Genomic DNA, 17,114 nt, shown 5'->3' with positions numbered 1-17,114 from the left:
GCGCGGATGTTCTCGCGCATGGCCGCAGCCTGCTCGGGGGTGGAGCCGTACTTTTTGTGAAGGTGCTCCGCGGTGTCTTCGCCCTCGGGCGCCATCTGCGGGTTGAGCTCGAACGGTTGGAACCGCATCTGGACCTCAATCTCCCCATCTAGGCGGGCAATCGCAGTCTCCAGGGAGAGCAAACCAACGACGCACCAAGGGCAGGACACGTCGGACACAAAATCAATCTTGAGGAGTGGGGGCATACGGTTTTCCATCAGAGCGCCTGCCCCAGACGGGCAATGCCTTCTTCAATCTTGGCCACATCGGCGGTTGCAAAGCTCAGCCGCAGGGTGCTGGGGTCGGGGTCGTGGGCATAAAACGGGGCACCGGGCACAAAGGCGACCAGCTTGTCGATGGCGCGTTTGGCGAAGTCGGCAGCGTGGGTGGGCTTGCCGTGGGCGCCGGTGAGGCGGGCCCAGAAGAACATGCCACCCTGGGGCGCGTCAAACGCAATTGCATCGCCCAGCTCGGCCTGCAGGCGCGCGGCCATCACCCGGGCGCGCTCGGCGTAGGTGCTGCGCACGGCGTCCAGCGCAGCGTTCAGGCGGCCCAGCGTGAGGTAGTGGGCGGCGGTGGCTTGGGTGAGGTTGCTGGTGTGCGCGTCGCTGAATTGTTTGCACATGGTGGCGCGCGCCAGCAGCTCGGGCGGAGCAATCATCCAGCCCACCCGCAGGCCGGGGCTGAGCACCTTGCTGAACGAGCCGCAATGGGCCAGCCACTCGCGGCTGCCGGGCACGCTGTCGCTGAGCGCCAGCAGGCTGGGCGGCGGCGGCTGGTCGAAATACAGCTCGCCGTAGGGGTCGTCTTCCACCACCAGCGTGCGGGTGCGGGCGGCAATTTCCAGAATGCGTTGGCGCCGCTCCAGGCTCAGCATCGCGCCGCTGGGGTTACCGAATGAAGGAATCAGATACACCAGCTTGGGGCGGTGCTCGTCAATCAGGGCCTCGAGCTTGTCAACATCCACCCCCTGCGCGTCAATCGGGGCGCCGATGATCTGCGCGCCATACAGCCGGAAACACTGGATGGTGGCCAGGAAGGTGGGCGCCTCCATGATGACCTTGTCGCCCGGCGAGATCATGGTTTTGCCAATCAGGTCCAGCGCCTGCTGGCTGCCGGTGGTGACGATCAGCCCCTCGGGGGCGACGGTGGCGCCCTTGGCCGCCATGTGCCGGCTGATGCCCTCGCGCAACGGCTGCCAGCCCTCGGTCGCGCCGTATTGCAGCACCGGCCCGGGCTGGTTCGCCAGCACCGCCTCAGTCGCCACGCGGATGCCCTCCACATCAAACAGGGCCGGATCGGGAAAGCCGCCCGCAAAGCTGATGATGCCCGGCTTGCCCAGCAGCTTGAACAGCTCCCGGATGGCCGATGTTTCGATGGAATTGAGGCGTTCTGCGAAGATCATGGTGCGGGTTGGTGGGGGACGGTGGGGATGCGATGGAATGAGAAATTCAGTGTAAGCCAGCGCAGCCCGCCGGCCGGAGACGGCTAGTGCAGCGGCGGCTGAAAGCCCACACCGAAGCGTTCGGCGAGCGCGCCAAGCCGCTTGTCCAAAGTCCATAGCGCGGCTCCCGGGGTGATGAGTGTGGAGGCCAGCAGCGACACATCAATAAGCCCGCAGCCCAAACCAAACAGCCTCTCGCGCTCAATAAAGTCGCGCACTTCGGCGGGAGTGGCTTGCAGCGCCGGCTGCAGTTGCTCGAGGTGAAGCAGGGTGGCCAGACGTGGCTCAGGCGGCGTGCCACAGGCCAGCTCGCCGACGATGAGCGGGTGGATGCGCACCTTATCTAGCAAGAGCAACTGCGCGAGGCTTGCGTTATGGCTGCGAAAGTGCGCCGCCCAGACCGAGGTGTCAACCAACACTGTCATGGTGCGGCAGGGGCAGCAGGAACGGAGTGAGCGGCGAGGTCTGTGCCGCGACGCGGGATGTCTGCCATCTCGGGCGACGCGCCGCCCAGGGCCGCCAGGCGTTTGGCAGACTGAACGCGCACAAAGGTTTTGATGGCTTCGCGGAAGAGGTCGCCGCGGTTCATCTGCGGATCGGCCACTTCCAGGGCCTGCTCGTAAAGGGCGTCTTCGATGGTGACGGTGGTTCTCATGGCGGCTCCGTGAAAAGGTTGATGTTATTGTGCATCAATATGTGCATCAAGGGATGCATCCTGGAATGACCAAAAGGCGCATCACCTCGCCAATCAGGCAAGGCCTCGCCCCCTCCGGAGGCGCTAAGCTCAGGGCTCTCCCATCCCGTCAGAACGTAGCCCCCACTCGAGGCCACACCGTGAAACCCGCCCACATCGAACAATTCTTCGCCACCCTGCAAGCCGCTAATCCCAATCCGCAGACTGAGCTGGAGTACAGCTCGGTGTTTGAGTTGCTGGCGGCGGTGCTGCTGTCGGCGCAAGCAACCGACGTGGGCGTGAACAAGGCCACGCGCAAGCTGTTTGCGGTCGCCAACACGCCGCAAAAGATGCTGGCGCTGGGCCTGGCTGGGCTGGAGGAACACATCAAGACAATCGGCCTGTTTCGCAGCAAGGCGCGCCACCTGATGGAGACCTGCCGTATGCTGACCGAGCAACATGGGGGCGTGGTGCCAGCCCAGCGAGAGGCGCTGGAGGCGCTGCCCGGCGTGGGCCGAAAGACGGCGAATGTGGTGCTGAATGTGGCGTTCGGCCAGCCCACCATGGCGGTGGACACGCACCTCTTCCGCCTGGGCAACCGCACCGGGCTGGCGCTGGGCAAGACGCCGCTGGCAGTCGAGCTCAAGCTGCTCAAGCGCATTCCCCCCGCCTACCTCGTGGACGCGCACCACTGGCTGATCCTGCACGGCCGCTATGTGTGCCAGGCGCGCAAGCCGCTGTGCTGGCAGTGCAGCGTGGCGGCGGTCTGCGACTACCGGGCCAAGACGCCGGCGCCGGAATAAGGCGCTTCCAGCTGCAGCCATTCGCCATAGGCCGGCGCATCCACCGGCCATTCGCAGGCCTGACCCACACAGCGCAACCCGCGGTGCAACAGGCTGGCCGCGCGCGCCACGCCGGCGTGGCTAACCCACACCTCTTCTACTTCCCTCTCGTCCCACACCCCGCCCACCCGGGCCATGAACTCGCGCACCGACTCAGCCCCGCCAAAGCGGTGGTCGGCAAAGTCGTCGGTCCAGGCCTGCACCAGGCCGGGGTCGATGTCGGCCCAGCGTTGGCTCTCGTGCACGCCGAAATGCATTTCCATCAATCGTGCGTCGGGCCTGCAATCGAGTGCCAAATCCGGCCGCAGACTGCACAGGGCCTGCGTGAGCTGCTCACATCTCTGTAGCGGCGAGTAGCGCAGGCGGGCGTTGGCTGGCAGCGCCTTCGCCGCGGCGCGGGCGGCGCCCAGCGTCAAGTCGGGGTCGGCGGGCATATCCAGCTGCCCGTAGCAAACGCCCTGCCCGATCAGAGGCTTGGCGTGGCGCAACACCCACAGTCCCATGACTCAGGCCGGCAGCGCCGCCGGCAGACCCAGCGCGCCCCACATCAGTGCCAGCCCGAGGTAGAAGGCGATTTCGCTCACCTGCTGAATGGCCCCCAGGCAGTCGCCGGTAAAGCCCTGCAGGCGCCGGGCAAACCAGCGGTGCATCCAGCCCCAGGAAAGGCCGCTACACACCACGGCGCCGGCAAGCACCGCAGCCCATGACCATTGCAAGCTCGCGCCCGCACGGTTGGCCACTGGCGCTACCAAATCCATAGCTGCGAGCGCATACCCCGCAAGCCCAAGCGCCGCAAAACACCATAAAAACGCGACCCCCAGCGAGCCCACGCTGATCTGGTCGGCCAAGGGCTTGGACTTGCTCTGCGCGGTGTCGCCCACATGCGGCAGCAGCCGGATGGTGAGCAGCGGCCACGTGCGCGACACCACATGCCCCGCAAACAGCCCGACCACCAGAAGTGCGGGTTGCAGCGCCCCCAAAAGCGCCAGCAGCATGACCTTACACAACAAGACCAGCGCCACCGCAATCGCCCCGAAGGCGCCAACGCGCGAGTCTTTCATGATGTCGAGCGCGCGCTCGCGCTGGTAGCTTCCGCCTAGACCGTCGGCCACGTCGGCCAGTCCGTCTTCGTGAAAGGCGCCGGTCATCAGCACGGTGAACACCGTGCCCAAGGCCGCCACCACACCGCAGGCCAATGCGTGCGGCGGCAGCATTTGCAGCAAGCCCCACGAGAGGGCCGCCACTGCCGCGCCCACCAGCCAGCCCACCCCGGGGAAATGCGCCGCGCTCGCCCGTAGCATCGCGGGACTGAAACCCACCCACGCCGCCAGCCGTCCGGTGACGGGCACACGGGTAAAAAACTGCACGGCCAGCAGGTAGTGGCGGATGAAGCTCAGCATGATTTTCCGGACACGCCGGCCTGCGCAAAGCTGGCCATCTCGCGCAGGATGAGGCAAGCCGACTGCAACAGCGGCCAGGCCAGCGCCGCGCCCGAGCCTTCGCCCAGCCGCAGGCCCATATCCAGCAGCGGCTGCGCGCCGGAGTCCTGCCGCAAATGCTGAAGCATGAGTGCGTGGCCCTGCTCGCTGGAGCGGTGGGCGAACACGCAGCGCTGCAGAACCCGCGGCTGCAGGGCCTGCGCCACCAGCACCGCGCTGCCGGCAATAAACCCATCCACCACCACCACCCGCCGCTCAAGCGCAGCCTGCAGCACCGCGCCCACCATGGTCGCGATCTCCAGGCCGCCGAATGCCGCCAGCGCGTCCAGCGGCGCGGTGGCGCCGGCGTGCAAGGCCAGCACCTCGCGCAGCACCGCGGTTTTACGTAGCACCGCGGGCGCGTCTAGCCCGGTGCCGGCGCCGGTGCAGTCGGCAATATCGAGGTTGGCAAGACGCGCCAGCAGCATCGCAGCCGCCGAGGTGTTGCCAATGCCCATCTCGCCCAGAAGCAGCGCGTTGCCCGGCAGCGCGCGCACCAGCGCCATGCCGTTACGCAGCGCCGCTTCGCACTGGGCGGCGCTCATCGCCGGCTGCAGCGATGCGTCTGCCGTGCCCCGCTCGGCGCCCGGCACCTTGCGCACCAGCAAACCAGGACGCTGCGCCCCCTCGGGCAGACCCGCCAGAAAGTCGTGCTTCACGCCGCAATCCACCACGGTGAGCGCCAGACCGTGCTGCCGCGCCAGCACACTGACCGCCGCGCCGCCGGCCAGAAAGTTCTCCACCATCTGCCAGGTCACATCACTCGGGAAGGCCGAAATCCCGCGGGCCGTGAGCCCGTGGTCTGCGGCAAACACCACCATCTGCGGCTGCACCAGCACCGGCGCGGTAGTGCCCAGCAACAGGCCGATGTGCAGGGCCAGCGCCTCCAGCCGCCCCAGCGAGCCCAGCGGCTTGGTCTTGTGGTTGAGCGCCTCTTGCAACGCCGCCGCGAGGGCGGGGTCGGCGATGTCCGGGATGGCTGGGATGAAAGGCATAGAAGACATTTTGGAATCGGAGGTTTTCAGGGGGCCATGTTTTTATCGCGGCAGCGCCACCCACTGCCCGTCAATGGCGTGGATGGCGATGCGGTGGTCGAACACCTCAATAAGTGCCTGGCGGGTGGCGGGGTCGGCGCAGGTGCCGTGGTGCAGCACGCGGCCCTGGTCCATCACCACCAGCGCGTCGGCGTGCAGCGCCATGCTGATTTCGTGCAGCACGCTGACCACGGTGCGGCCCTGCGCCGCCAGCGCGCGCACCACCGCCAGCCAGTCGGCCTGGTGCGGCGGGTCCAGGTTGGCCAGCGGCTCGTCCATCAGAAGCACCTGCGCCTCGACCGCCAGCGCGCGGGCCAGCAGCACCCTCTGGCGCTCGCCGCCGCTCAATTCGCCCAGCGGGCGGCAACGCCAGTCCCAGGCCCGGGTGGCGCGCAGGGCCTGCGCGACGGTGGCATGGTCGGCCTCCGAAGGCGCGGCCAGCCAGTCCTGGTGCGGAAGGCGGCCGAGCATGGTCACATCCCACACGGTGAGGTCGTCGGCAGAGGTTTCGTTCTGGCCCAGCCAGGCCAGCTGCCGTGCGCGTTCGCGCTGCGGCACCGCTAAAAGCGGCCGCTCCGCCAGATACACCACACCGCTGTGGGGCAACACGCCAGCCAGGCAACGCAGCAGGGTGGACTTGCCCGCCCCGTTAGGCCCGACGATGGCGGTCCAGCGGCCCGCCTGCAAGGCCAACGAAACATCGTGCAACACCTGCCGCTTTGCAGCACCCGAACCGAGGCTAGCGCTTATAGAGTCTGCGCGGATAGCTATATTTTTAGGAGCAATAGCGGCTCCGGCAGCAGAAGATGGCACCGGACTCATAGAGCCCCCGCCGCCTGCTGATTTCCGCGGTGCATGCGCCACAGCAGATAGCCCCCGCCCACGACGGCGGTCAACACGCCCACCGGCAGCTCCTGCGGCGCGAGCAAGCTGCGGGCCAGAATATCGGCCGCCATCAGCAACACGCCGCCGGCAAGGCTGGAGAGCAGCATCAGGGGCGCATGGGTGGTCTTGACCAGCGAGCGCACCAGATGGGGCGCCGCCAGACCCACAAACGCAATCAGGCCGGTTTGCGCAACCGCCGTGCCGGTGGCCAGGGCCAGCACCGCCACCAGCGCCGCGCGCATCGGCGCCACCGGCAGGCCCAGACTCAGCGCAGTGGCGTCGCCCAGACTCAAACCGTCTAGCACGCGCGAGAGCAACCACGCCAAGAGCCAACACAACAGCCACACGCCGGCCATCAGGCCGCAGGATGTCCAGCCCACAAACGCGGTGGAGCCCAGCATAAAAGCCTGCATGGCCGGCATCGCCTCGGGGCTGAACAGCAGCACCATCTGCGTAAGCGCCGCCAGCACCACGCCGACCACCACACCGGCCAGCAGCAGCCGCAGGGTGTGGCCCACGCCACGCGCGAGCAGCAACGTGAGCAACACCGCCAGCACCGCGCCGGCAAAGGCCGCACCAGTCAGCCCCAGCCGCAGACCCAGGCCGCCGGAAAACACATGCAAGGCCCCCGTACCGTCCATGTCCCCTGCACCCTCCCCAGCCGCACCCAGGGCCGCCAGCACCAGCACCACGCCAAGAGACGCGCCCGAGGCGCTGCCCAGCAGGTAGGGGTCTGCCAGCGGGTTGCGAAACACCCCCTGCGCCACTGCCCCCGCCAGCCCCAGCAGCGCCCCCGCTGCCCAGGCCCCCGCGGTGCGGGGCAGGCGGATGTCCCAGATGATTTGCTGCAGGGTGGCAGCCTGCGCCACATCCTGCGCGGGGCCGAAGAAGCCGGCCCTCAGATCGAGCCAGCCGGTGCTGCCCACCAAAACGCCCAGCACTAGCAGCAGCAGGGCCGCGCCCACACCCACCCCGACGAGGCTGCGGATGCGCGGGTCGTTCATGGCCGGGCGCCTCCAGAGCTGGGAGTCGCAGCGGAAGTAAAAGCGGGGGCAGAAGCGGGGGCAGAAGCGGGGGCAGAGACAGTGGCAGCCGCTGCGGCAGGGGCAGGGGCAGCCCCTTGCAGGCAGCGCGCCATGAGCCGGGCCGCCTCGGCCATGCGCGGGCCGGGGCGCACCAGCGCGTCCGACTCCTCGGTGCTAAAGGCGCACACGCGGCCGTCGCGCAGCGCCCGGATGCCCTGCCAGCCCGGGCGGGAGCGCAGCTCGGCGGCATTGCGCTCCACCACAAAAATCACGTCCGGATTGGCGCGGACGATGAATTCGGGGTTCAGCTTGGGGAAAGGCCCGAGCTTGGCCGGCACGATGTTGCGGGCGCCCAGACGGCGCAGGGTTTCGCCAATGAAAGACGCCTCCCCGGCCGCATACGGCCCCTCGCCCACCTCGAAATACACCCTCGCCCCGCGCGAGGAAGCCGGCAGCGCGGCGGCGGCGGCGCTCAGCGCGTCGTCTACCGCCTTCCAGGCCCGCAGCGGCTCGGCCACGCCGAGCAAAGCCCCGAGTTGGAGGTAGGCGCGTTGCACATCGGCGTGGGTCTGCGGCTCCAGCGCCACCACCCGAACGCCCAGGGCCTGCAGCCGCTGTGCCCCGCGGGACGAGCCCGCCATCAGCACCACATCAGGCCGCAGCGCCACGATGGCCTCAATATTCGGATCCAGCCCGCCGCCGAGCTGGGGCAAGCCGCGCACGCCGGGCGGGTAGGTCGAATACCGGTCCACGCCCACGAGGCGGTCACAGGCCCCGAGCGCGCACACCGTCTCGGTGAGCGAGGGCAGCAGGCTGACCACACGCTGAGGCGCAGCTGCCAACGGCGCAGAGCCAGCAGGGGCGGCGCCAGCGGCCTGCGCAACAAGAAACAACATAAGCCACGAGGCACGCAAGCTGCCCCACAGCGCCCCGCTCCAACAAGCAAGCAACTGTGGCGCGAGCCTCACGGTGGGCCTTTCAAAGTAAGCGGCATGCCGGCCGCCATCAGCGTGACCCGCTCGCAGGCAGCGGCAACGTCCTGATTCAGCCGACCGAGCGCATCCACAAACGCCCGCACCTCGCGCCCCATCGGAATCACGCCCATGCCAATCTCGTTACCCACCAGCACCAACGGGCCCGCAGCCTGCTGGATTGCTACCAAAAGAGAAGCAGTCCGCGCAATATCAGCGCCAGTTAGAGGCTCAAAGGATGCATTTTCTGCCGGCATCAGCAGATTGGTGAGCCACAAGGTCAGGCAGTCCACTACGACCAAGGTGTGCGGCGCGCTGTGCTGCGCGATGGCCGCCGCCAGGTTCAGCGGCTCCTCCACCAGCCGCATACCCGGCACCCGCGCGGCGCGGTCGGCCTGGTGGCGGTCAATGCGCTGGCGCATTTCGTCGTCAAAGGGCTGGGCGGTGGCAATCAAGACCGCAGAGTGGCCGGCGCTTTGCGACAACCATTGATTGGCCAGCAGCTCGGCGCGGCGGGACTTGCCGCTTTTCTGGCCGCCAAGGATTAGCTCGCTGCGGGCCGGGCTGAGCGCATTGCGGGCCGAGTTCATCGCGCTCATGGCTTGAACGCTCCGGCCAGGTCGGCGTCCATCCAGCGCATGAAAAGCTGGTGCAATTGCCGCACACCGTCGGTCAGCGCGGCGGGGCCGGGCTGCAGGATGTCGGGCGATTTAATCTCGAACAGCTGGCCGTTGCGCACCGCCGGCACATCGGTCCAGCCGGCGCGGGCGGCCACTTTTTCGGGGCGGAACTTCTTGCCGCACCAGGAACCCAGAATCAGATCGGGCTGGCGCCGCACGATCTCGGCACCGTCGGCAATGATGCGCTGCTTGCCCATGGGCTCTTGCGCCAGCTCGGGAAAACAATCGTCCCCGCCGGCAATTGCGATCAGCTCCGAGACCCAGCGGATGGCGCTGATGTGCGGCTCGTCCCACTCTTCAAAAAACACCCGCGGCCGGCGCGCGCCTGCTGCCAGCCGCGCAGCCACATCGGCCTGCATGTTTCGCAGATCGGCCTGCATGGCGGCAATGCGTTGCTCGCCCTGCGCCGCCTCGCCCACCATAGCCGCCACCTGGTAGAGCATGGAAAAGATGTCGGCCACGCTGCGCTGGTTGAAGATGGTGACCTGCACGCCGCGCTTGACGAGGTCGGACGCAATATCGGCCTGCAGGTCTGAAAACCCGAACACGCAGTCCGGCTGCAGCGCCATGATTTTGTCGGTCTTGGCGCTCAAAAAGGCGCTCACCCGCGGCTTCTCATCGCGCGCGCGGCGGGGGCGCACGGTGTAGCCCGATATTCCAACAATGCGCGCCTCCTGCCCCAGCAGGTAAAGCCACTCGGTTGTCTCCTCGGTGAGGCAGACGATGCGCTGGGGGCCGGGTGAGAAGCGAAGCAGGTCGTGCGGCATGGGCGGCTTGAGGGTAAGGGCTAGGGTTGAGGAGCTAGGGTTCAGGAACTAGCGTTTGGGGGTCCAGGTCAGGCCCGCAAAAAGGCTGCGCGCCTGCTGGTTGTAGCCGTAAACGGTTTGGTACCTGGCATCGATCAGATTGTCGATGCGGGCGGTCAGCAGGAGCTGCGGCGAATACCGGTAAGCCAGCGTGACATCCAACACCGAGTAAGCGCCCAGGTCCACCGCAGCGCCCTGGGTGGTGTCGTCATTGCGCTCGCCCACATAGCGCAGATTGAACCCGGACCGCAATGCACCAAAGGGCTTGGAGGCGCCCAATGAAGCCATGGTTTTGGCGCGCCGCGCAAGCGTTTTGCCGGTGGTTTCGTCCACCGGGTTTTGCCCGGTCAGGCTGGCCTGCACGTCCGCCCCCGCCACGCTGGCGCGGTAGGAAACCTCCAGCCCGGTGATGCGCGCGCGGTTGATGTTGCCGAACTTGCTGGTTCCAGAGTCATACACCAGCTGGTCTTGCACCCTGGTATCGAAATAGGTGGCGCGGATGAGGTCTTTGCCCACGCTGTATTGCACGCCGACCTCGTTGCTATAGGCCAGTTCGGGCTTGAGCAACAGGTTGCCCGCATAGGGGTCGACAAGGTAGCCCAGCGGCGGCGCATTGAAGGCGGTGGAGGTGCTGGCGGTGAGCTTGAGCGCATCGGTGAGCGAATATCCCAGGCCCAGGTAGGTGGTGTCTTTGGACAGAGATCCGACCTTATCGTTGCGCAGATTGAGCTGCATGGTGAGGGGGCCCAAGCAGCCCTCCAGCCCCACAAACACCGCATCCGCCAGGCGGTTGAGGTCGTAGGCCGGCGTGCCATCGTCGGCATTGGTGTCCACGTGTTGCTGTTGCTCCTCGAGTCCGGCCGTTCCCAACCAGTTGTCGCCCACCGGCAGGGTGTTCACCCAGCGCAGGGTCTGGGTGCGGGTGAGGTAGCCATACACCGAGTTGCTCGATCCGCTTTGCACAAACTTGTCGCGCTGCGATTGCTCGGACAAATGAACCCGGCTGCGCCAGCGGCCGAAGGTGTTGTCGCTGGAGACCGTGGTTTGGCCCAAGGCGGACATTGAAGACTGGATATCGCTGGACTGTGTAAATGAGTAGCTGGAATCGGTTTGCGCGCTGGCATCAGCTTGCATCCATTGCAGCCCCAGCCGGTGATCGGCAGAAAGCGCATGCGTCAGGGTCAGGTTCGACGAGGTGTTGTGGTAGCCATCAGCGTCCGGATTGGCAAACGTGTACTGCTCCGTATTGACGGACGAAAAGCCGCCGGTGCCCAGCCGCGTCAGGCCCACGCTCAGCTGGGTGTCGCCTGCCGACAGGCCGACCTGCGCCGTGCTCTTGAAGGTGTTGCGCGGCCCCAGCTCCAGCCCCAGATGGGCCGACGGCTCCTGGCTACCCGCTCGGGTGAATATCTGAATCACACCGCCGATCGCGCCCGAGCCGTAGATGGCCGACACGTTGCCACGCACGATTTCGATGCGCTCCACGTTATCGAGCAGGATGTGCTCAAGGCTCACCGCGCCGGAGGCGTCTTGCTTGGTCTGGGGCACGCCGTCGATCAGGATGAGCGTATCCAGCGAGGGCATGCCGCGCAAAAACAGTGTGGACGCAGAACCCAGGCCGCCGTTTTGCGTGCCTTGCAAGCCCGCTTCTCGCTGCAACAGGGTGACCAGGTCCGGCGCCTGCGAGGTCTCGATATCGGCGCGGGTGATCACTGTGGTGTGGGCGGAGGCCGCGCTCAGGGGCTGCGGATTGCGGCTGGCGGTCACCACCACTTCATGCAAAGAGGCCACCAGCTGGGATTGCGCATGCGCGCCAGTGGGTGCTGCGGCAGACGCCACGACAGATGCAATGGCCGCAGGGAGTGCACTCGCGCGTGCACGATAAAAAACAAAAGTCATTAAAAATTACCAACCGGAGAACTCTCCCCGGCTTCCCCGCCAGGGCTTGAGCGTCACGGAGGCGCGACGGGCGCGGCTCCACCTTGTTGGCCGGTATCCGGGCTGGTGGATGCAACCTCCATCGTCTTCCCGAATGCGTGCTGAAGACATTCAGTGACCGTGATGGAAGCGTTGCCGCGGGGGCACGTCCACTTACCGTTGCGGGGGCAGCGCAGGTTAGGCACGCACATGTCGGCGCCGCCCTCCTGCTTCCCGTTGAACTGCGGTGTGTGAGCCACACCGCGAGCACCAACAGGGCGCATTTTACGCAGGCCATCCTTGCGCCCCGCCTACAATGCACCCCTATGTCGAACCTGTCACCTATCGACCAGATTGCAGAGCGTGTAGAGCGCCTGCTGTTGCGCTATGAAGAACTGCAGCGCACCAACGCCCTCTTGGTGCAGCAGGTCGACGCGCTCACCCATGAGCGCGATGCGCTGAAGTCGCGCCTGGGCACCGCCCGCGCCCGCATTGACGGGCTGCTGGAGCGCATGAACGACACCACCACCCTCCACAAAGACGCCGCATGAAGCAGCTCGAAGTTCAGATCATGGGCCAGAGCTACCTGCTGGGTTGCCCCGAGGGCGGCGAAGGCCGGCTGCAGGACGCGGTGGAAAAGGTGGACACCGCAATGTGCAAGATCCGCGACGCCGGCAAGGTTCGCGCCCGCGACCGTATTGCCGTGCTGGCTGCACTCAACCTCGCCTTTGAGTTGCCCGACAAGGCCGCTGTGGCGGCGGTGGCGGTGGCATCCAATGCCGCCGCCCAATCCAAATCCGTCAGCCCGAGCCTGCCCCTGGCCGGCGATGAGGCCGCACTCCTGAGCAACCTGTTGCAACGGCTGGATGCGGTATTGGGCGAAGACGGGCGTTTGCTGTAAACACTCGCAAAAGGCCACACCGGCCCCACCGCAGGCCCCTACAATGACTGTGTCTGCGAACCTGCCGGGCTGTATATTTCCTTGAACCAATGCTCATTGAGCCAGGGCTTGGAACATTGCTCCGCTAGCGTGATCATCTCGCGTCAGATGAACCCAAAGCGTTGTCTGACCTCGCCCACCTGAACCCCGGTTCAGGATGCCGGTCCGGTGGAGTTTCGCAGACACTTTTTCCGCACCTTGCCGCTCCCCCCCTGATACCCTCGCCTCCCTTCTTCCACTTCGCCCTCTTCTCGCCCAGCCAGTCCTTCTCCTTGCTTTCCTGTGATGTCTGTTGAACCCTTATTGATCGTCGAGCTGGCCACGTTGGGCCTGGTGACCGGGCTGGTGGCCGGGCTGCTGGGTATTGGCGGAGGCATGATCATGGGGCCGTTTTTGACCTACATCCTGACTGCGCGCGGCGTCTCGGCCGATGTGGCGGTCAAGATGGCGATTGCCACCTCGATGGCGACCATCATGTTCACCAGCATCTCCAGCCTGCGCGCGCACCACCAGCGCGGCGCGGTGCGCTGGGATGTAGCGCGCAGCCTCTCGCCCGGCATCGTGCTGGGAGGCGCCCTGGCCAGCCTGGGCGTTTTTGCACTCATCAAGGGCAGCGTGCTGGCGATGTTGTTCGCCGTCTTCATCAGCTACTCAGCCACCCAAATTTTTCTGGATAAAAAACCCCGCCCAGGTCGCGTCATGCCCGGGCGCGCGGGGCAATGGGCCGCCGGGGGGCTGATCGGCTTCTTGTCGGGACTGGTGGGCGCCGGGGGCGCTTTTGTGAGCGTGCCATTCATGGTGGCGCACAACATCCCGCTTCTGAACGCAGTAGCCACCAGTGCCGCGTTGGGCCTCCCGATTGCGCTGGCCAACACGGCAGGCTATGTGTGGGCGGGCCAGTGGCTGGGGGGCCTGCCGCCCTGGTCGCTGGGCTATGTGTGGTTGCCGGGCCTGGCCGTCATTGCGGCCTGCAGCGTCTGCACCGCACCCGTGGGTGCGCGCATGGCGCACAGCCTGCCGATAGCCACTCTGAGGCGCGTGTTTGCCTGTGTGCTGTACGTGCTGGCGGCCTACATGTTCTGGAAGGGCCTGCACGGCTGAGCCGGCGGCGGGTCACCACTTTTCTCACAAAAAAAGCCCGCACGAGACGGGCTTTTTACGGCGATGCAGGCCTGGCACGCAGGGCTCAGCAACCGCGCTTTAGCCCATGTGCAAGCCGCCGTTGACCGAGAAGTCGGCGCCGGTGGCGTAGCCGCCTTCTTCCGACGCCAGCCAGGCGATGATAGACGCAATTTCCGAGGGCTCGCCCAGGCGCTTGACCGGCACGGTGGCCACGATCTTGGCCAGCACGTCTTCGCGAATCGCCTTGACCATGTCGGTGCCGATGTAGCCAGGGCTCACGGTGTTCACGGTGACACCCTTGGTGGCCAGCTCCTGCGCCAGGGCCATCGAGAAACCGTGCATACCGGCTTTGGCAGCTGAGTAGTTGGTCTGGCCGGCCTGGCCTTTTGCGCCGTTCACTGACGAGATGTTGATGATGCGGCCCCAGCCTTTTTCCACCATGTCGGGCACCACTTGCTTGGTGACGTTGAACATGGAGTCCAGGTTGGTGCTCATCACTGCCTGCCAGTCTTCGCGGCTCATTTTCAGGAACATGCGGTCGCGGGTGATGCCGGCGTTGTTCACCAGCACGTCAATGCTGCCGTGCTCGGCCTTGGTCCGGGTGAAGGCTTCGACGGTGGAATCCCAGTCGCCCACGTTGCCGACGGAGGCGTGGAAGGTGAAGCCCAGTTCTTTTTGCTCGGCAATCCACTTGCCGTGGTCGCGGGTGGGGCCGCAACCGGCGATGACCTTGAAGCCGTCTTTGTGAAGACGTTGGCAGATGGCGGTTCCGATGCCGCCCATGCCGCCGGTGACGTACGCTACTTTTTGGCTCATATTGTTTCCTCTTTTTTAAACTAGACCACTATCAAATCAATAGCTGCCTGCGCGACAAACGCGGGGGCCGGCAGCCGAAATCACCTGAAATTAGCGCTCTACCGCCAGCGCCACGCCCATGCCGCCGCCGATGCACAGCGAGGCCACGCCCTTTTTGGCGCCGCTGCGTTGCATTTCATGTAGCAGAGTTACCAGAATGCGGGCGCCGGACGCGCCGATGGGGTGGCCGATGGCGATCGCACCGCCGTTGACGTTGACCCGGGCGGGGTCAATGTCGAGCAGCTTGTTAACCGCGCAGGCTTGGGCGGCAAAGGCTTCGTTGAGTTCGAACAAGTCCACATCCGAGGCCTTCCAGCCGGCGCGGGCCAGCGCGCGCTGGGTGGCCGACACCGGGCCCAGGCCCATGATGGCGGGATCCAGGCCGGTGGTGCCGAAGCTGGCAATGCGGGCCAGCGGGGTCAGGCCCAGGGCGGCGGCTTTTTTGGCCGACATGACCATGACAGCCGCAGCGCCGTCGTTGATGCCGGAGGCGTTGCCCGCGGTCACGCTGCCGGCCTTGTCGAAGGCGGGGCGCAGGCCGGCCAGGGCTTCGGCGTTGGTTTTTTTGTTGATGAATTCATCCGCATCAAAAACGATGGGGTCGCCCTTGCGCTGGGGGATGCTCACCGGAACGATTTCGTCCTTGAACTTGCCGGCTTCCTGCGCGGCAGCGGCCTTTTGCTGGCTGCCCAGAGCCAAAGCGTCTTGCATGTCGCGGGTGATGTCGTTGGCCTTGGCCACGTTTTCCGCGGTGATGCCCATGTGGTACTGGTTGTACACGTCCCACAGGCCGTCGGTGATCATGGTGTCGATCATGTTCCAGTTGCCCATGCGCTGGCCGTCGCGGCTGCCCAGCAGCACGTGGGGGGAGACGCTCATGTTTTCCTGGCCGCCGGCAATCACAATCTCGCTGTCACCCCAGGCTACCGACTGGGCCGCCAGCATCACGGCCTTGAGGCCGGAACCGCACACCGCGTTGATGGTGAGTGCGGGGGTTTCTTGGGCCAAGCCGGCCTTCATCACCGCCTGGCGGGCGGGGTTCTGGCCGACGCCGGCCGCCAGCACCTGACCCAGAATCACTTCGCCGATGACGTCAGCGCCCAGGCCGCTGCGCTCGAGCAGGCTCTTGATGACGATGCTGCCCAGCTCGGTGGCGGGCATTTTGGCCAAAGAGCCACCAAATTTACCAACAGCAGTTCGGGCTGCTGCAACGATCACGATATCTTCCATCAGGTGTCTCCTTTGTAGTGAATCAAAAAATCTCAGGCCTTGGCCTGCACATAGCGCCCGGGCGCCGCTTCCAGGGCTTTGTATTTGCCCTTGCCATAGGTTTTAGGGGCGGCGATTTGCTTGCCGGCGTGCCCCTTGAGCCAGGCGGCCCAGTCGGGCCACCAGCTGCCGGTGTGTTCGGTAGCGCCCTCGAGCCACTGGGCATAGGTGCCCGGCAGCTTGCCGTCGGCACGGATCCAGTGGCTGCGCTTGTTTTTGGCTGGCGGGTTGATGACGCCGGCAATGTGTCCGGAGGCGCCCTGCACAAAACGCTTTTTTCCGCTCAGCACCCGGGTAGACGCATAGGCGCCGCCGATGGGAACGATGTGGTCCTCGCGCGAGCCATACAGGTAGACCGGAATGTCCACCGCAGAGAGGTCCAGCTTGTGGCCGCACACGGTGAGCTTGCCGGGCTTTTTGAGGTTGTTTTCGAGATAGGTGTTGCGCAGGTACCAGGCGTAGTAAGGGCCTGGCAGGTTGGTGCTGTCGCTGTTCCAGTACAGCAGGTCAAACGGGGGCGGCGTCTCGCCCTTGAGGTAGTTACCCACCACGTAGTTCCACACCAGATCGTTGGGTCTCAGGAAGCTGAAGGTGCTGGCCAGGTCCTGCCCCTTCATCAGGCCGCCCTTGCCCAGCTCCGCCTCGCGGAACTTGACCATGGCCTCGTCGATGAACACATCAAGAATGCCGGTGTCTGAAAAATCGAGAAAGGTGGTGAGAAAGGTTGCGCTATCCACCATTTTTTCGCCGCGCGCGGCCAAAACGCCCAGCGCAGTGCCCAGCATGGTGCCGCCCACGCAAAAGCCCAGTGCGTTGATGCTGGGCGAGCCGCCGATCTCGCTGGTGACCTGAATCGCCTTGATGACGGCGTGTTCGATGTAGTCGTCCCAGGTCTTGTGGGCCAGAGTCTGGTCAGGGTTGCGCCAGCTCACCACGAAGGTGCGGTGCCCCTGCTCCACCGCGTAGCGGATGAGCGAGTTCTCGGGCTGCAGGTCGAGGATGTAGAACTTGTTGATGCAAGGCGGAACCAGCAAAAACGGCTTTTGGTACACCTTGGCGGTCAGCGGCTTGTATTCCAGCAGCTGAAAGAGCTCGTTCTCAAAAACCACAGCGCCTTCGGTGGTGGCCACGTTT

At 65.7% G+C, this 17,114-nt stretch carries 20 protein-coding genes and 1 riboswitch; of the genes, 4 read left to right on the top strand and 16 right to left on the bottom strand.

From position 1 onward, the window contains the following. The 4 genes from Q0O05_RS07850 to Q0O05_RS07835 all read right to left on the bottom strand — a co-directional run. Positions 1-245: DsbA family protein (locus Q0O05_RS07850; RefSeq protein ID WP_293661856.1), on the bottom strand; the 245-nt coding region annotated here is incomplete at its 3' end. 11 nt (positions 246-256) lie between these two features. Beyond that, positions 257-1,444: a PLP-dependent aminotransferase family protein gene (locus Q0O05_RS07845; RefSeq protein ID WP_293661854.1), complete on the bottom strand. Its 1,188-nt coding sequence runs from the start codon at positions 1,442-1,444 to the stop codon at positions 257-259. Between the two features lie 83 nt (positions 1,445-1,527). Beyond that, a complete protein-coding gene (locus tag Q0O05_RS07840; RefSeq protein WP_293661853.1) occupies positions 1,528-1,908 on the bottom strand; it encodes a type II toxin-antitoxin system VapC family toxin in 381 nt (126 codons plus the stop codon). Continuing rightward, positions 1,905-2,138 (bottom strand): type II toxin-antitoxin system VapB family antitoxin, encoded by a 234-nt coding sequence (locus Q0O05_RS07835; RefSeq protein ID WP_293661852.1) that lies wholly within the window; start codon positions 2,136-2,138, stop codon positions 1,905-1,907. Before Q0O05_RS07835 ends, Q0O05_RS07840 begins: the two co-directional genes overlap by 4 nt. A gap of 179 nt (positions 2,139-2,317) precedes the next feature. Between Q0O05_RS07835 and nth the strand changes: the two genes are divergently transcribed. After that, positions 2,318-2,959, top strand: coding sequence for an endonuclease III (nth, locus tag Q0O05_RS07830; RefSeq protein WP_293661850.1), 642 nt, complete (start codon positions 2,318-2,320; stop codon positions 2,957-2,959). On the opposite strand, the gene Q0O05_RS07825 is transcribed toward nth, so the two are convergent. The 9 genes from Q0O05_RS07825 to Q0O05_RS07785 all read right to left on the bottom strand — a co-directional run bounded on the left by Q0O05_RS07825 (position 2,929) and on the right by Q0O05_RS07785 (position 11,776). Continuing rightward, complete coding sequence (locus Q0O05_RS07825) at positions 2,929-3,501, bottom strand: histidine phosphatase family protein (protein WP_293661848.1); 573 nt, start codon at positions 3,499-3,501, stop codon at positions 2,929-2,931. The two genes, nth and Q0O05_RS07825, sit on opposite strands and share 31 nt — an antisense overlap. 3 nt (positions 3,502-3,504) lie before the next feature. Beyond that, the gene (locus Q0O05_RS07820; protein WP_293661846.1) at positions 3,505-4,398 is read right to left on the bottom strand and encodes an adenosylcobinamide-GDP ribazoletransferase; all 894 of its coding nucleotides are present in this window, start codon (positions 4,396-4,398) and stop codon (positions 3,505-3,507) included. After that, positions 4,392-5,471 (bottom strand): nicotinate-nucleotide--dimethylbenzimidazole phosphoribosyltransferase, encoded by a 1,080-nt coding sequence (gene cobT, locus Q0O05_RS07815; RefSeq protein ID WP_293661844.1) that lies wholly within the window; start codon positions 5,469-5,471, stop codon positions 4,392-4,394. Before cobT ends, Q0O05_RS07820 begins: the two co-directional genes overlap by 7 nt. A 42-nt stretch (positions 5,472-5,513) precedes the next feature. After that, on the bottom strand, positions 5,514-6,332 hold the full coding sequence (locus tag Q0O05_RS07810) for an ABC transporter ATP-binding protein (protein ID WP_293661842.1): 819 nt from the start codon (positions 6,330-6,332) through the stop codon (positions 5,514-5,516). After that, complete coding sequence (locus Q0O05_RS07805; RefSeq protein ID WP_293661840.1) at positions 6,329-7,399, bottom strand: iron ABC transporter permease; 1,071 nt, start codon at positions 7,397-7,399, stop codon at positions 6,329-6,331. Before Q0O05_RS07805 ends, Q0O05_RS07810 begins: the two co-directional genes overlap by 4 nt. Beyond that, positions 7,396-8,316, bottom strand: coding sequence for a helical backbone metal receptor (locus Q0O05_RS07800; RefSeq protein WP_293661838.1), 921 nt, complete (start codon positions 8,314-8,316; stop codon positions 7,396-7,398). The genes Q0O05_RS07805 and Q0O05_RS07800 overlap by 4 nt, the downstream gene beginning before the upstream one ends. Positions 8,317-8,384: 68 nt before the next feature. Beyond that, positions 8,385-8,981 (bottom strand): bifunctional adenosylcobinamide kinase/adenosylcobinamide-phosphate guanylyltransferase, encoded by a 597-nt coding sequence (cobU, locus tag Q0O05_RS07795; protein WP_293661857.1) that lies wholly within the window; start codon positions 8,979-8,981, stop codon positions 8,385-8,387. Between the two features lie 5 nt (positions 8,982-8,986). Then, a complete protein-coding gene (locus tag Q0O05_RS07790) occupies positions 8,987-9,838 on the bottom strand; it encodes an ABC transporter substrate-binding protein (RefSeq protein WP_293661836.1) in 852 nt (283 codons plus the stop codon). Between the two features lie 48 nt (positions 9,839-9,886). After that, complete coding sequence (locus tag Q0O05_RS07785) at positions 9,887-11,776, bottom strand: TonB-dependent receptor (protein ID WP_293661835.1); 1,890 nt, start codon at positions 11,774-11,776, stop codon at positions 9,887-9,889. 70 nt (positions 11,777-11,846) lie between these two features. Then, a riboswitch (cobalamin riboswitch) is annotated at positions 11,847-12,084 on the bottom strand. A 36-nt stretch (positions 12,085-12,120) separates the two neighbouring features. On the opposite strand from Q0O05_RS07785, the gene zapB reads away from it, so the two are divergent. The 3 genes from zapB (at position 12,121) to Q0O05_RS07770 (ending at position 13,835) form a co-directional block, all read left to right on the top strand. Continuing rightward, positions 12,121-12,345 carry a cell division protein ZapB gene (zapB, locus tag Q0O05_RS07780; RefSeq protein WP_293661833.1) on the top strand — a complete coding sequence of 75 codons (225 nt, stop codon included), beginning with the start codon at positions 12,121-12,123 and terminating at the stop codon, positions 12,343-12,345. Next, positions 12,342-12,695, top strand: coding sequence for a cell division protein ZapA (locus Q0O05_RS07775; protein ID WP_293661831.1), 354 nt, complete (start codon positions 12,342-12,344; stop codon positions 12,693-12,695). Before zapB ends, Q0O05_RS07775 begins: the two co-directional genes overlap by 4 nt. 324 nt (positions 12,696-13,019) lie before the next feature. Next, complete coding sequence (locus tag Q0O05_RS07770; RefSeq protein WP_293661830.1) at positions 13,020-13,835, top strand: sulfite exporter TauE/SafE family protein; 816 nt, start codon at positions 13,020-13,022, stop codon at positions 13,833-13,835. A 99-nt stretch (positions 13,836-13,934) separates the two neighbouring features. Here the strand turns inward: Q0O05_RS07770 and phbB are convergent, their stop codons facing one another. The 3 genes from phbB to Q0O05_RS07755 form a co-directional block, all read right to left on the bottom strand. Further along, positions 13,935-14,672, bottom strand: a complete 738-nt coding sequence (gene phbB, locus Q0O05_RS07765; protein ID WP_293661828.1) for an acetoacetyl-CoA reductase — start codon at positions 14,670-14,672, stop codon at positions 13,935-13,937. A gap of 90 nt (positions 14,673-14,762) precedes the next feature. Further along, on the bottom strand, positions 14,763-15,941 hold the full coding sequence (locus Q0O05_RS07760; protein ID WP_293661826.1) for an acetyl-CoA C-acetyltransferase: 1,179 nt from the start codon (positions 15,939-15,941) through the stop codon (positions 14,763-14,765). A gap of 32 nt (positions 15,942-15,973) precedes the next feature. Continuing rightward, positions 15,974-17,114, bottom strand: a 1,141-nt coding sequence (locus Q0O05_RS07755; protein ID WP_293661824.1) for an alpha/beta fold hydrolase, incomplete at its 5' end; no start/stop codon positions are given.

Origin of the sequence: Rhodoferax sp. OV413 (assembly GCF_945881795.1) — a bacterium.
GTDB lineage: Bacteria > Pseudomonadota > Gammaproteobacteria > Burkholderiales > Burkholderiaceae_C > Allorhodoferax.
The sequence above is the reverse complement of the archived record's forward strand: the minus strand, read 5'-3'. Positions and strand labels throughout refer to the sequence as shown.